Annotated in this window: 15 protein-coding genes; 13 read left to right on the top strand and 2 right to left on the bottom strand. The window is 51.3% G+C overall.

What is annotated here, in order from left to right:
- Positions 1 to 6: 6 nt before the first annotated feature.
- The 3 genes from AC0LWN_RS15565 to AC0LWN_RS15555 are packed head-to-tail and all read left to right on the top strand — an operon-like array spanning position 7 to position 3,298.
- The gene (locus AC0LWN_RS15565; protein WP_474666800.1) at positions 7 to 1,062 is read left to right on the top strand and encodes a pilus assembly protein; all 1,056 of its coding nucleotides are present in this window, start codon (positions 7 to 9) and stop codon (positions 1,060 to 1,062) included.
- Positions 1,063 to 1,087: 25 nt separating this feature from the next.
- A complete protein-coding gene (locus AC0LWN_RS15560; protein WP_474666798.1) occupies positions 1,088 to 1,600 on the top strand; it encodes an A24 family peptidase in 513 nt (170 codons plus the stop codon).
- A 15-nt stretch (positions 1,601 to 1,615) separates the two neighbouring features.
- Positions 1,616 to 3,298 (top strand): DUF6382 and FHA domain-containing protein, encoded by a 1,683-nt coding sequence (locus AC0LWN_RS15555; RefSeq protein WP_474666796.1) that lies wholly within the window; start codon positions 1,616 to 1,618, stop codon positions 3,296 to 3,298.
- A gap of 9 nt (positions 3,299 to 3,307) precedes the next feature.
- Here the strand turns inward: AC0LWN_RS15555 and AC0LWN_RS15550 are convergent, their stop codons facing one another.
- Positions 3,308 to 4,210 (bottom strand): TIGR01777 family oxidoreductase, encoded by a 903-nt coding sequence (locus AC0LWN_RS15550; RefSeq protein ID WP_474666794.1) that lies wholly within the window; start codon positions 4,208 to 4,210, stop codon positions 3,308 to 3,310.
- Positions 4,211 to 4,253: 43 nt separating this feature from the next.
- Positions 4,254 to 4,718 (bottom strand): DUF2621 domain-containing protein, encoded by a 465-nt coding sequence (locus AC0LWN_RS15545; RefSeq protein ID WP_458964527.1) that lies wholly within the window; start codon positions 4,716 to 4,718, stop codon positions 4,254 to 4,256.
- Between the two features lie 170 nt (positions 4,719 to 4,888).
- Between AC0LWN_RS15545 and AC0LWN_RS15540 the strand changes: the two genes are divergently transcribed.
- The 10 genes from AC0LWN_RS15540 (at position 4,889) to AC0LWN_RS15495 (ending at position 13,392) form a co-directional block, all read left to right on the top strand.
- The gene (locus tag AC0LWN_RS15540) at positions 4,889 to 5,998 is read left to right on the top strand and encodes a deoxyribonuclease IV (protein WP_474666792.1); all 1,110 of its coding nucleotides are present in this window, start codon (positions 4,889 to 4,891) and stop codon (positions 5,996 to 5,998) included.
- Positions 5,999 to 6,063: 65 nt separating this feature from the next.
- Positions 6,064 to 6,960, top strand: coding sequence for a formyltetrahydrofolate deformylase (gene purU / locus AC0LWN_RS15535; RefSeq protein WP_474666790.1), 897 nt, complete (start codon positions 6,064 to 6,066; stop codon positions 6,958 to 6,960).
- 246 nt (positions 6,961 to 7,206) lie between these two features.
- Positions 7,207 to 7,983: a CpaB family protein gene (locus AC0LWN_RS15530; RefSeq protein ID WP_474666788.1), complete on the top strand. Its 777-nt coding sequence runs from the start codon at positions 7,207 to 7,209 to the stop codon at positions 7,981 to 7,983.
- Between the two features lie 21 nt (positions 7,984 to 8,004).
- On the top strand, positions 8,005 to 9,069 hold the full coding sequence (locus AC0LWN_RS15525; RefSeq protein WP_474666786.1) for a CpaE/TadZ family protein: 1,065 nt from the start codon (positions 8,005 to 8,007) through the stop codon (positions 9,067 to 9,069).
- Complete coding sequence (locus tag AC0LWN_RS15520) at positions 9,066 to 10,610, top strand: hypothetical protein (protein ID WP_474666784.1); 1,545 nt, start codon at positions 9,066 to 9,068, stop codon at positions 10,608 to 10,610. The genes AC0LWN_RS15525 and AC0LWN_RS15520 overlap by 4 nt, the downstream gene beginning before the upstream one ends.
- A gap of 13 nt (positions 10,611 to 10,623) precedes the next feature.
- A complete protein-coding gene (locus AC0LWN_RS15515) occupies positions 10,624 to 11,673 on the top strand; it encodes a hypothetical protein (RefSeq protein ID WP_474666782.1) in 1,050 nt (349 codons plus the stop codon).
- Between the two features lie 11 nt (positions 11,674 to 11,684).
- Entirely contained in the window at positions 11,685 to 12,554 is an 870-nt protein-coding gene (locus AC0LWN_RS15510) for a hypothetical protein (protein ID WP_474666780.1), read from the top strand.
- Positions 12,555 to 12,635: 81 nt separating this feature from the next.
- The gene (locus AC0LWN_RS15505; protein ID WP_458964519.1) at positions 12,636 to 12,848 is read left to right on the top strand and encodes a hypothetical protein; all 213 of its coding nucleotides are present in this window, start codon (positions 12,636 to 12,638) and stop codon (positions 12,846 to 12,848) included.
- A gap of 5 nt (positions 12,849 to 12,853) precedes the next feature.
- A complete protein-coding gene (locus AC0LWN_RS15500) occupies positions 12,854 to 12,997 on the top strand; it encodes a hypothetical protein (protein WP_458964518.1) in 144 nt (47 codons plus the stop codon).
- A gap of 14 nt (positions 12,998 to 13,011) precedes the next feature.
- On the top strand, positions 13,012 to 13,392 hold the full coding sequence (locus tag AC0LWN_RS15495; RefSeq protein WP_474666778.1) for a hypothetical protein: 381 nt from the start codon (positions 13,012 to 13,014) through the stop codon (positions 13,390 to 13,392).
- The last annotated feature ends 17 nt before the right edge of the window (positions 13,393 to 13,409 follow it).

Here is a 13,409-nt window from a genome sequence, read left to right as displayed (position 1 = left end):
AACACCGTGGGGAGCTGGTACCGGAAGCAAAAGAGGGCAAAAGATGAAGGCAGTATGGTAGTGGAAGCTGCAATGGTTCTCCCCATGTTTCTGCTGTTTGTCCTGTTTCTGATCTTCATTGTGCAGATGACCTTATATTCGACTGCCTTGCAGAGCACCGCTTCGGATACGGTTAAAATGATCTCGACTCATATGTACCCTGCCGCGCTTGCCGCTCAGAAATGGGGGACAGAGGGAAACGGGAAGGCTGCATCAGGTGAGTTGGATGGCGGTACCGCTGCCGGAGCTTCGGATATTAAAGGGAACGGAAGCTCTAGCGGAAATACAGAGGCTGCTGGAGGAGCAGGGTCGGCTTCGGGCAGTTGGAGCATTCCAAGGCTGTCGATTGAGGAGTGGAGTGAGAGCTATGTGGCGGATATCCCGGAGCCTATTGATGAGTGGGTAAAGTCTGCCGTGCAGAAGGGCGAAGCCCCTTTGCAGAAGCTGCAGGCAGAGGCGTCACAGTCTGTGCTGGATTTGGCGCTGAAGCCTGTAATGAAGCCTTATCTCGTATCGGACTGGCTGGAGTATGACCGCATTCATGTCTCCAATGTGATGATACCCGAGCTGAAGGAGGGCTCGCGTCCATATTTTGGGCTGGTTGTGAGCTATGAGCTGCCGATGAAGGTTCCTTTTCTGAATCAGAGCATTGTACTGGAGGCTAGTGCGGTTGAACGCTTGTGGATTGGAAATACTGACGCGGCAGGCGATAAAGGCGGGAATGGGGGAGCTCAGGAGGGGAACAGCTCCATTGTCATTCTGGAGAAGCCAAACCCGGGAGTGGCCAATCATCAGGGCAGGATTCGGGTTAAAATCCCGCCGAATGCTTCCGCAAATCTGTCGATCTTCTATAAGAGTGGTCAGAGTACGGCCAAATATTTGGGCTGGAAGCAGGCGGATGCGAACGGATATATCGAATGGGAATGGAAAATCGGTGTTAACACTACGCCAGGCTCATGGCCATTTGTGATTCGCCTGGACGACGGGACCACGCTTGAAGCAACCTTTACAGTAGTGAAATGAATTTGGCGGAAGAAGGGACATGTTAATGGCGGTATGGGCATTTTGGGGCTGCCTGCCGTTCCTGGCAGTGGCGTTAATTACGGATATCCGCTATATGCGGATACCGAACTGGATCACTCTGACCGCGCTGCTTGCCGGAGTGCTTGTGCAGGGCCTGATGAAAGGGTGGCATGGCGTTCTGTTTTCCCTCTACGGCGCAATTACGGGGTTCCTGCTGCTGCTGATCATGCATCTTATCGGTGCGGTTGGGGCAGGAGATGTTAAGCTTTTTGCGGGAATCGGGGCCTGGACGGGGATATTGTTCACACTGCAGGTTACGGTATATTCTGTGTTATTTGGGGCAGTGATTGGCTGGATCATTGTTCTGACCAGGCGTGAAACCGGAAGACGCATACGGGGGATTATCAGCAGGACAGCCGGATTTTTACTGCTTCGCGATCTTCGTTTATTCAAGAAGGGAAACGCCAGTGAGCTGTTGAGATTTCCTTTTATGCTGGCGGTCGTTCCAGGGTTTATCTGTGCTTATTTGTATCTATAAGGGAGGTGATGGTTATTGTTCGGATTGAACCGTGATTTTGTGCAACAGGATGGGTTCTCGATGCTGCTAAGTAGGCCTGAAGGATTGCGTACGGCGGAGCTTAACATGGTTCAGGCCCGCATGCTGATGAATACCGGCATTCCGCATCATCTGCGGCTACTACTCCGGGAAATTGACTTGCAGGTAACCTTGGAGTATGCACTGTCCCGCCGGAAAATGCTCAGCCACCTTTTGAAAAGCGAAAAGCTTAGCCTGACGGATCTCTTCGGACTGCTACTGCAAATTGCTGCGGGTATGGAGGAGGGGCAGTTGTATATGCTTCGGGCGGAGCAGTATGCGCTACATGAGGATTACATTTTTATCGACGGGCCTCTTCGCGGCGGCAAGGTATATCTCACTTACCTTCCTCTGTTATCTGCCGAATCTGCCGTGCGTCCCGGAGACTCACTGAAGTCATTAATTATGGTGCTTATGTCTTCAGTAAGTGAGCTCTCCGGTGATGGTGTGCAGAGGCTGCTGCAATACTGTGGCGGGGAGGAATTTACTCCGGCAGGGTTAAAGGAGCTGTTGGCGGAGTTGCTGACAGACGGTGATGGATCAACAAGGCAAAGGGATGCTGCTCCGCCTGCTCCAAGCCTCCCTTTGCCGTCAGTACCTTTGTCAACAGAAAGAGTAGTCCGGGAGCGGAACAATGTTTCCGCAGGGAGTGAACCAGCTATCCCGGAGAGGGGGAAAATAGAGCTGGGTAACGGAAACACGGCTGGTGCAGCTCAGAGTCAGGCTACATGGATGAACGGTTATCCGAGACTCAGACTAAGGGAAGAGGAGCCGCAGCCACAATTGGACGAACTGGGTTCCGAGAGTCAAGCCTCAACTGAACCGTCCGCGAGCAGGACCTATGTTGTGCTTGGCGGTGTTCTCGCCGACGCGTTATTATGGAAGTTTCTTTATTTGAACAATCCTAAGCCGCTTTGGCTGGTGGTCTGTGCAGCAGTGACGCTGGCGCTCGCAATTCTCTGCTGGCTGGTATGGAGCGGAAGATTGATGCTTGGGGGCGTTAAGGGTGAAGAAGACGCAGAAGGTGACACGGAGGATAAAAGGTGGATGAATCATAGGGCGCTGGAATGGGATTTCGGAAGAAATCTTGATGCTTCAGCTAATGCTGCTGGTACTCCGGTTATTACTCTGGGGACTCCGATTGCTACACGGCCCCCTCAGAAACCTGATACTCCGGTCAACGGTGGTGCTCAAGGTATACAATTCAAAGGCGAGGCAGAAGTACACAGCCAGCATGTAAAAGCACCAGTACCATTACCAGTAGAGGCAACAACGCTGCTGACACGGGATCAGCCCTCCGAGAATGAGCGGGACAAGGAGAAGACAGGGAGGGCCGGTCCATACCTTGAGAGAGTAGAGAAGGACGAAAATGGCAGTCCGGAAAAAATCGAACTGAACCGCCCCAGCTTTCTCATTGGCCGCTCACCTGAGGTAGCGCAGTATGTTGAAAAATCCGAGGGGGCATCCAGAGTGCATGCCGAAATCCTCAAGGGTCCGGGGGGATACATCCTTAAGGATCTGGACTCCCGAAACGGAACGCTTTTTCAGGGAGAGGCGATGATTCCGTACAAGGAGTATCCGCTGACGGAAGGGACAGTGTTCACCATTTTAAAAGGCTGCTACACGTTTCATTCAGCCTAAGGGCTGGCGTTACTTCGATTTCAAATGCTCCAGCGCTGGCTGGAGGGTTGAATAGCTGAAAGTAAAGCCGTGGTCCAGCGCTTTGGCAGGGAGCACACGCTGACCCTTCAGCAGAATTTCCGACAGCTCGCCTACTGCTGCGTTCAGCAGAAAGCCTGGCAGCGGGAACCAATGCGGACGATGGTAGACTTTGCCGATCATTCTGCCGAATTCTTCATTGGTCACGGGCTGCGGAGCCGTTGCATTGACTGGACCCTCGATTCCGGGAGTTTGTACACAGAAATCAATCAGCCGAACGATATCAGCGATGTCAATCCAGGACAGCCACTGCTTCCCGCTGCCGATTTTACCGCCGAAGCCGAGCATATAAGGCAGCTTCATTTTGGGCAAAGCGCCGCTTTCGTTGCCGAGCACTACTCCGGTGCGCAGCTTGACCAGCCTTACTCCCGCGTAAGCTGTATCAGCAGCTTCTTCCCATGCCTGCACAACCCCGGAAGGGAAGTCCATAACATGGGCGGGGGAAGTTTCATCAAAGGAACCCGTTAGCGATGTGCCGTAAATGGCGACAGCGGAAGCTTGGATAACCACTGCGGGTTTATGCTGCAGCGCATTTAGCAGCTTGGCAGCCGCAGAAACGGTCTCAAGCCGGGACTGCATAATCACCTTCTTGCCCTTTGGGCTCCAGCGTTGACTGAGCGAGGCTCCGGCAAGGTTGATGAGTGCATCTGCGCCTTCGGCAAGCTTTGGATTTGCCGCCACGCTGTCCCATGTGAGGCAGCTAAGGCCTGGATGGGGAGGGTGGGCCTCAGGCAGCTTACGGCCAACGACGATGACTTGATGTCCACCCTGCAGCCAATATTCTGTAAGCTTGCGCCCGATAAAGCCGCTGCCGCCGCAGATTACGTATTTCATAAGGTTAGCTCCTTCGGTTCAGGCCGTCCTGAAATGATGTTGTTTATTTGATCAGATGCTGGTAAGGAGAGTAGTCGATGCCGTTTTTTTCAAGGAAGCTGACCAGGAAACGGTTATCACGCCGCGGTGTAGCTATGATATAACCTCTGATGCAATGCTCGCGGGTGACCTCCGTCGCTTGGCTCTCCACAGCGATCTTGCCAATCTCGGCAGCTATGGAATGCTTGGCGATATCGCGGAAGGGACCCGGTACAGGCTGGACAAGCTGATCCAGAAAAGCTTTCATCTCGTCGCTCCAGAGCGGACGGCTGCGCTCTACCCAGTAATTCTGCCAGTCGAGCTTCGATTTGCCATCGGCCTTCGGCAGCACCTTGAGAAATTTGCGGAACATGAAATAGCCGCCGATGCACATGCAGCCCAGCAGCAGGAAAGTCCAAAATGCGATGGAGTTCATAAACCAATTGCTCGGTGCTGTGGACAGCAAGCTTAAGCTTGATTTGAATGACATGTATACACCGCCTTTGACAATGATGATTGTCACAAACTTCATTCTCAGATAAAGTATAGCGTATTTCCAAAGTTTTGCGAAGCCAAAGACAGCTACTGCAGCTTGTCTAGATTTATTTTCCCGATCACGGTAGAATAGGGGTTAATTCGTGAAGGAAAGAGGGAAAAGGCATGCTGAAAATAGGTTCACATGTGTCCTGCGCGGACAAGGGTCTCCTGAGCGCGGCCAATGAAGCAAATGAATATGGTTCTACCTCATTTATGATATATACGGGGGCGCCGCAGAATACGCGCCGCAAGCCGATCGAATCCATGTATCCCGCTGAAGGAAAGCAGGCGATGAAGGAGAACGGTGTCGAGGAGATTGTTGTCCATGCTCCATACATCATTAATCTGGGCTCCTACAAGGATAACACGTATCAATTGGCCGTTGATTTCCTGCAGGAGGAAATCCGCCGCACGCATGCCCTTGAGGTGAAGCATATTGTGCTCCATCCTGGAGCCTATACGGACAAGGATGCCGCATACGGAGTACAGCGGATTGCGGATGGTCTGAATGAGGTGCTTGGCGGTACAGACGAGACGGAAGTGCACATTGCTCTGGAGACTATGGCTGGCAAAGGGACTGAAATTGGCCGCAGCTTCGAGGAGATTGCCTCGATCATCGACAAAGTTGAACATAACGAACGGCTGTCCATTTGTCTCGATACATGCCACATTCATGATGCCGGTTATGATATCGTCAGCGATCTGGATGGTGTACTGCAGCAGTTCGACCAGATTATTGGCCTTAAGCGGCTGGGTGTTGTTCATATCAACGACAGCAAAAATCCGCGCGGAGCGGGCAAGGACCGTCATACCCCGATTGGCTCAGGCTACATTGGCTTTGAGGCCATCAACAAGGTAGTTCATCACGAAGCGCTGGCAGGTTTGCCATTTATTTTGGAGACTCCTTGGATTGGGAAGGATGCGAAGACGGTACGCCCGATGTACGAGGTGGAGATTGCTCTCTTGCGCGGCAACGTAGCGGAACGCTTTGGAGCAGAGTTTCTCCAGCAGGTTGAGGAGCTGCAGGCCTTTTTTGCCAAACAGGAGCTTGATCCCCGCCAGTATGTGCTGGATGTATGGGAGCTGCTGAAGAACGACGCTAAGGCCAAAAAGGCTGACCCGCGTGAACCGCTGGAACGGCTATACGATAATGTTGCTGCTGCACAGCTTTTCCCGCAGCTTAGTGAGGAAGCCATCAATCAACGGCTGATCGCCTGGCTGGCCGGCAAGTAGTTGCTCGTGAACGCATAAGCTTAATTACAGAATGCGCTAGTAGATGAGAGGATGGAAAGAGGATCATGGATTTACATGTAAAAAGAGATCATTCGTCAAGCGGACATTACCCAAACCGGGCGCGCATGCTCATTTCTTGTCCGGACGGACCTGGGATAGTAGCCGCTGTATCGCATTTTCTGTACCAGCATGGTGCCAATATTGTGCAGTCGGATCAATACACTATGGACCCGGTTGGCGGAATGTTTTTTATGAGAGTAGAGTTTGACCTGCCTAACCTGGATGAGCGGATTGATGAAGTGCGCTCTATCTTTGGCAGCGTGGCTGAGCGGTTTAAGATGAACTGGCAAATTTTCAATGTAAGCCACAAGAAACGGCTCGCGATCTTTGTCTCCAAAGAGGATCACTGTCTGGTTGAATTGCTCTGGCAATGGCAGGCCGGTGATCTGGATGCGGATATTGCCCTTGTGGTCAGCAATCATACCGACATGCAGGCGTATGTTGAATCCTTCGGCATTCCGTTCCATCATATCCCGGTTACGGCGGACACCAAAGCGGAAGCGGAGCAACGCCAGCTTGAGGTCATTGGTGATGATATCGACGTCATTATTTTGGCGCGGTACATGCAGATTATCTCGCCTGCGTTCATAGAACATTACCGCCACCGGATCATTAACATTCATCATTCGTTCCTCCCGGCGTTTGTTGGCGGCAAGCCGTATGCCCAGGCCTACCAGCGCGGGGTGAAAATTATCGGCGCAACCGCCCACTATGTTACTGAAGAGCTAGATGGCGGTCCGATTATTGAGCAGGATGTGCAGCGGGTCAGCCACAGCGATGATGTGAATGAGCTGAAGCGCATCGGCCGTACGATTGAACGTGTTGTTCTGGCCCGGGCGGTCAAATGGCATATCGAGGACAGAATTCTTGTCCATCACAACAAAACTGTGGTTTTTAATTAATTGATACATCCTCCGGTGAATGGCGGCAGTCCTGTTATATTTGGCACCGTGTCTGCCCTTCACCGGAACCCTTCTCCAGCCGGGAGCCTGCTCCCGCAGTTATCCTCAAGCTTCACAGCCTCATTGATAATCTAATACTATTCTCAACCACTATAGGTAAAAAAGCATTTTACCGGCATTTTGGCACTTTGGGCCAAGGTGTATTTTGTCATGGGCAAAAACGACATTTCAAAGGGGGTAAGAGGCTTGGCATCACAACGGGGACATTTGTTAAGACGCAATTATTTGTTTGCTTTTCTCATTCTGATCGTCGGCTTCGGCGGATTGCTCGGCTATGATCTATATTTCAAGCCATACGTGTTATCGCAGACTGTGGTGAAGGTTAAAGTGGCCGAGGGCAGCTTTTTGCCAAAAAATTATGAATTGAAGTCAAGCGATCTCTATCTGGATTCTGTCCAGACCAAGGACATCCCCAACGGGGTGATCACGGACATAAGCCAGGTAGAGCATAAAATTACAAATGTAAATTTGACAAACGGCAGTATTTTGACGGCATCCCTTGTGGATGTCAGTGATCTGGAGCCGCAGCAGGACGAAGGCATTTTCCCTATTCCAAAGGACGCTATCTATGCGATCAACGGTTCCCTGCGCAGCAGAGACAAGGTGGATATTTATCTGGTTGACGCTGAATTGGCTAATCAGCTGCGGAGTAGCGGCTACGGTTCTACAGGTGCAGGCGGCCGATCTCCAGGTGCTGCGGGATCAACAGCGGGAACGGGTGCTATTGAATCCGGTCCCGCGGAGCCTGCCCGCAAGGTGTTTCTCACTGGTGTCACCGTGAATTATGTGAGGACCGAGGACAACAATGATGTGTTGGATTCCGAGAACGGCAACAATAACAACCGTTTCACCTCAACCGGCAAGGTGGCTGCACCCGAGCTGAAGCTGAAGAAAAGCGACGGCGAACTGCTGGGACAATATCTGGAGCAGGGCAAGAAGCTGTGGATTGTGCGGGTCGAGTAAAAATGAAGGGAGGCCAATGACATGAAAATATTTAGTTTTGGCATGGATCAATTGACGGTTAATGAGCTTAAGCTTGCCGGGTTCACAGTAGTTACGCAAAATGTTCTGCCTGAACCATCCCAAACACAGGGGCAGATGCTGATGGTTACGAGCGAGCAGATTCCCGTGTCGGGACTTAGTGAACTGCGGCGTGGTTATCCGAACTCATCGTTATTGTATGTATACCGGCAAAAAGGAGTCCGCAGCTATCAGGCCATTCATATGTTATGTGAGAGCCTGGGAATCTTCTTTATTCCGCCGCGCTCGACTTCGTCGGCAATTGTGGACAAGCTGCGCTTTATTCTGGAGGAGGAGCGCGAGGAACGGAGCAATCTCGTCGGTTTTTTCGGCTCCGGTCCGGGCATTGGCTGTACGAGTATGGCCAAGCTGTTCGCCCGGCGGATGGCGGCAGCAGGAATGCAGGTGATTCTGCTCGGCTTAAATCTGTACGATCCCGGATACGACCGCAAGACGGCAATCAGTCTCGACAGGCTGCGGCCCCGGTTGACCGGTAAAATGCTGCAGGCTGCGGATTTTGAAGGATTGGTTAAGCAGGAGGGCTACGCCTATTTGCCGGGCAACTTTGACTATCTGAGTGTCCAGGATTATCAGGAGGAAGAGATTGAATATCTGCTTGCCAAAGCAGCCGAAACCGCCGATGTGGTGGTTGCCGACTTCGGTTCTATCCCCGAAAGCGCGGCGTGGTATGTAGGCATGCAGAAATCGGCATTGCGTATGATCGTTACGCATCCGAAGCATGAGTACCGGCTTCAATCATTAATGGAGCTTGCCGGTCATATGGATCTGCAGCCGCAGGATTTTCAGTGGCTCATTAACCGCAGCAATGTGGAGGAGCTGAGCTCACCCAAGAATCTGGCGCTTCGCTTCGGCAGTGAGATTTTACTTGAGCTTCCCTATTATCAGCCATTTCAGGACAGCCTTCCGCTTGGCAAAAGGGAGCTTCAGCATGTGGACGATAAGGTTCACGCGCTGCTGGTAGCACTGGGCCTGGCGCCGGAAGCTCGAAAGAAGGGGATTTTCCAGTGATCGAATACCGGGAAGAAGTATGGTGCAATAGGACGAGCGCAGCGCAAGACCAGCGGGAAGGAACTGTGCAGGAATCTGTATTGGAACCGTTAAGGCTGCCTAACCATAATGATGGCCCACGTTTGTTCTCGCTTAAGCAAAGCGTTCTGCGGACCAGTAAGCCAGGCAAAGATGATTTTTATGGTTTCCTTCAAATGATGAAAAATGATATGAACGCCGAGCTGGAGCGGGAGGACGAAGGGTACTTCGAGCTTAATGCCAAGGCATTGATCGGCGATCCGCAGGCAGTCAGCTTTTTTATGAATGAGATCGAGAAATATTTGCGCAAAACACCGTTTACCGGCAAGGTGCCGGAGGCGTATGGTACAGCAGCGGAGGCGCTTTTTCATGAATGGAAGGGCTTCGGGCCAGCCTATCGCTGGTTCACCGACCGTGCTTACAGTGAGTCTACCGGGCTGCAGATGATCGGACGGCAGATTTTTTACAACCATCGCGGCAGATTTGTGGTCTATCCTTACGAGATGCCCTCACTGGACCGGGTGGAGCAGCTCAAACGCTCCTTGCTCAAAAGCGATCCCAATAAGAAGCTCAACAAGGACAATCCTTCAGTAGAGTTCAAAATGGATGATCCGCTCTGGCCGGGCCGCTTCATCCGTCTCGCAATTTGGGTTTCCCCTAGAGTCTGGGAGGGCTTCACAACGATTTCGCTGCGGCGCCAGGTGGTGGAATTCCTCGATCTGGAGGATCAGGCCGGTACGGAGTGCATCCCTGCTGAAGCTATTGAACTGATCCGCGCCCTGTCGGGTACGTTCCGCAATACGATTATTGCCGGGGCAGTCGGCTCGGGCAAAACTACTTTTGCCAACACGATTGTCGGTGAACAGCTTCTCGGCTCCTCCTCCTGCATGGGTGTGGTGATGATTGAGAAGCATCCGGAGTCAATTTTACCATATCAGATCAAAGGCCATAGGATCATCCCGATTCAGGCTGCAAACGAAGAGCTGATGGAGGTTGGGGTGGAGTCGCTGCGGCATGATCCGAACATCCTTTATATGACGGAAATGCGTTATAACGAATGGGAGTTCTATTTGTGGAGCGGTGAAAAGGGCTATGACGGCATTACAGGAACCTTTCATACGGTGGATTCGGAGGATATTCCTTATCAGGGGGCTTTTGCGGTATCGACACGGATCGGCGGGAGTCTGAAGGGACATCTGATCTCTGCGCTCAAATCCTGCGAGCTGGTGTTTATTCTGGAAAGTGTCGCTGACGGGAAAAAGCGGCTGGCGCGGATCTCCGAGGTGTATTATGACGAAGCCGCAAACTCGGTGTTCGCCAATGATCTGATGCGCTGGGAAGAGGAACAATCCGCCTGGACCTATAATGACAAGTTGACAGCCGGACTCATGCGGAAGATGAAAAAGAAAAATCCCCGGGCCTCGCGCGTGCTGCTGCAGGAGCTTGGACATTTGGCCGCGCTGAAGCCGATGGAGGAGCCGCTGAAGGAGAGTCTTAAATCGAAGATTGTGCTGAACGAATGAAGGGGGAGAAGGGATGGAGCTGTTATTTTATATGCTTCGAGTTGCCTTTCATTTATTGATTGCGGGTGGCCTGTGGCTGCTGGTGAAGCCGCTGATTGAAGGGCACTTGCGGCAGCTTGGGCAGAAGATCGACCTGGGAATGAGCTTGCGGATCAGTATTTTTGGCAAAAAGGTCAGCAGTAATAAGAAAAGGAGGTGGCTGTACCGGCACTTGGACGATTTGCTGTATTTTGTTCACCGTAAATATGAACCGGGCATCAGCGTGATGCGCTTTTCCGTTCGCACCGTGTTTCTGTTCAGCGCTGTTTTTCTCTCGGGACTGCTGACCTTAAGAGAGCTGCCGGGGCATTTGAGCTTCAGCAATCCTTTTCTGGAAGGAATCAGCTTCGATGATCGGCTTCCGGTTCAGGGGGCCTGGCGTTTTCCGCTCTTTGTAGCAATTATTGCGGCGAGTATCCCTTATCTTCGGCTGAGGTATGCCTATGCGCAGAGAAAGGTACGGGGGAGCTATGATTTGCTCGATGTAATCAAAATAGCGGCCAAATTCACGCATCTGTCGGTGGATTCGATTTTGTCCAAAACCGCTGACCTTTTGACGGAGGAAAATGTACTGAAGACTCCTCTCAGGCTGATGGGGGCGGCGTTTGCCAATTACAGCAATGAACGGGAGCTTACCCATGAGGCGGAGCGGTTCGCGCGGGCAATCGGGACTACCTTTGCCGTGGAGTTCGTGTCGGATTTGCTGTACTGCGAGAAAGAAGGCACGCGTTACCTGAAGAACACCCTTATGATGCTGAGCCGCTCGATGGAGCAGCAGCGGGAGACGATTTTGACGGTAAAGGCGGGAAGCAGAGATGCTATTAGCCTGGGGTTATACGGTAATCTGGTCGTGCTGGTGTCGTCGGTCGGAACATTTATGTATATGCTGAAGCCTGATGTCTATTTCAAGCTGCAGTTTCAGACTAGTGTCGGCTTAACTTTTTTGATGGTTATTATTTCAGGGCTGTTCATCTCTTTTATGATCAGTACCGTACTCGCCAGGCCAAAACTGGACTACCACTAAGGTGATGAATAATGGATAGACTTTTACTTTTGATTGCCGTCCTGGGACTTGTGTATCTCTCATTGCTGGTTTTTGTGAGCAGCAGCACCAGACAGGAGCGTTATATGCTTCGGCTGGGGGCAAGGTGGAAAATAATCGGGGAACGTATGCATAATGAACGGCTCCAGCAACTGCTGCATAACAGCGGCCTAACCATTTCTGCCGGTAAAATTACTTTGTTCCGCTATTCGGCGGCGCTAATTTATGTGCTGGTTCAAGCTGCAGGTGACTTTCTGCGCTCCGTACCTTTTTCCATCTACGATCTGCTTGTGGGTGTTCTGATCCTGCTCATCACCAGTCCGCTGAGATATCTCCCGCTGGGCTGGCTGCTGGCCTGGCTGCATCAGAAAACGCTCATTCAAAAAGACGGCGAGTTAATCTCCTTCATTCGACTCTACGAGAACAATCGACTGCGCAAGCGGGGATATATGCAGTTTGGCGCATTCTGTGCGGGAACGGCTAGCCATTTCAGCTACATCCGGCAGGATCTGTATGAGCTGTCCGAGCGGGCAGTGGATGAGGGGAACGAACGGGCCATCGAATGGTTCTGCGGCAAATTTCCGGACGATCATGCGTTCATTAATGACATCCGCTCCATTCTGCTGGCTACGGAAGGCATGGACGACGATTCGGAAGCGGCGAATTATTTACGGGAGCAGGGCAAAATCATCACCAAAATTTCCAGCGACCAGTATTTGAAAAAATGGTCCTTCATCGGTGACGTCTCGACCATTATCAATGTCATTCCTTCTATTGCCACCTTCCTGATGATCGTATCGCTGGCGATGCAGTACATTTTGCTGATCAAAGGAAATTTCAACGGCGTGGGAATGTTCCAATGAGTGGATAAAATGCATTGTCTGAAATTTTTGTTGTATTCAAGAATCAAATAAAAATATAAAATGAAAAGGGAGAAATTAACAATGAAAAAAGACGCTATTTCTGCTGGATTGTTCATCGCTATCGGGTTCCTGTGTGTTGCCATCGTAATTGCCATTTTGATTCCGGTTGTACGGGATGTTATTAACTCTGCAGATGACAACAGACCGACTATACCTGGTGTGAGTATAATTCAGCCACTGGATTCCGGCACATCGACCGCATCCGCTCAAACGCTATCCCATACAGCGGTATAATCGCCATGAAAAAAGATTCAATCTCAGTCGCGCTGTTTCTGGCTATTGGTTTTGTGATTGCCGGGATGTTCATCGCGGCGGCAACCCATATTATCGGCAGCAGCCAGGATGATATCATCACACATACCAAACAAGTCGAGCAGTATTAAAGGGGGAGTCTGCCATGAAGGCTACTGTCCTCCGGGCATTATTCATGTGGCTCGTCTTGTTCATTATCCTGCAGCCGATTTTCACCTATATCGATTATTTGCTGGATTTGCAGGTTAAAGCCAACACATCGTATATAACGCAAAAAGCGGCAACGGAGGGGATGGTCACGGCTTCAATGAGGAGCGAGGTGATCTCCAACCTGAAGGCTGTAGGATTTCCTGAGGCGTCCATTCAAATAACAAGCAGTACGGAAACCGTACAAGAACGCAAGCAGCGGATGGATGTATATATCTCAGCACCGCGGTTGAATTTGTTTCCCTACAATTTTTCTGGTGTGACCCAGCCTATGCGTTATTACGGACATGGATCTATCATGAGTGAGTATCTCGACTGATTAAGGGATGAACCGAA

It is taken from the genome of Paenibacillus sp. sgz302115 (assembly GCF_056120445.1).
The sequence above is the reverse complement of the archived record's forward strand: the minus strand, read 5'-3'. Positions and strand labels throughout refer to the sequence as shown.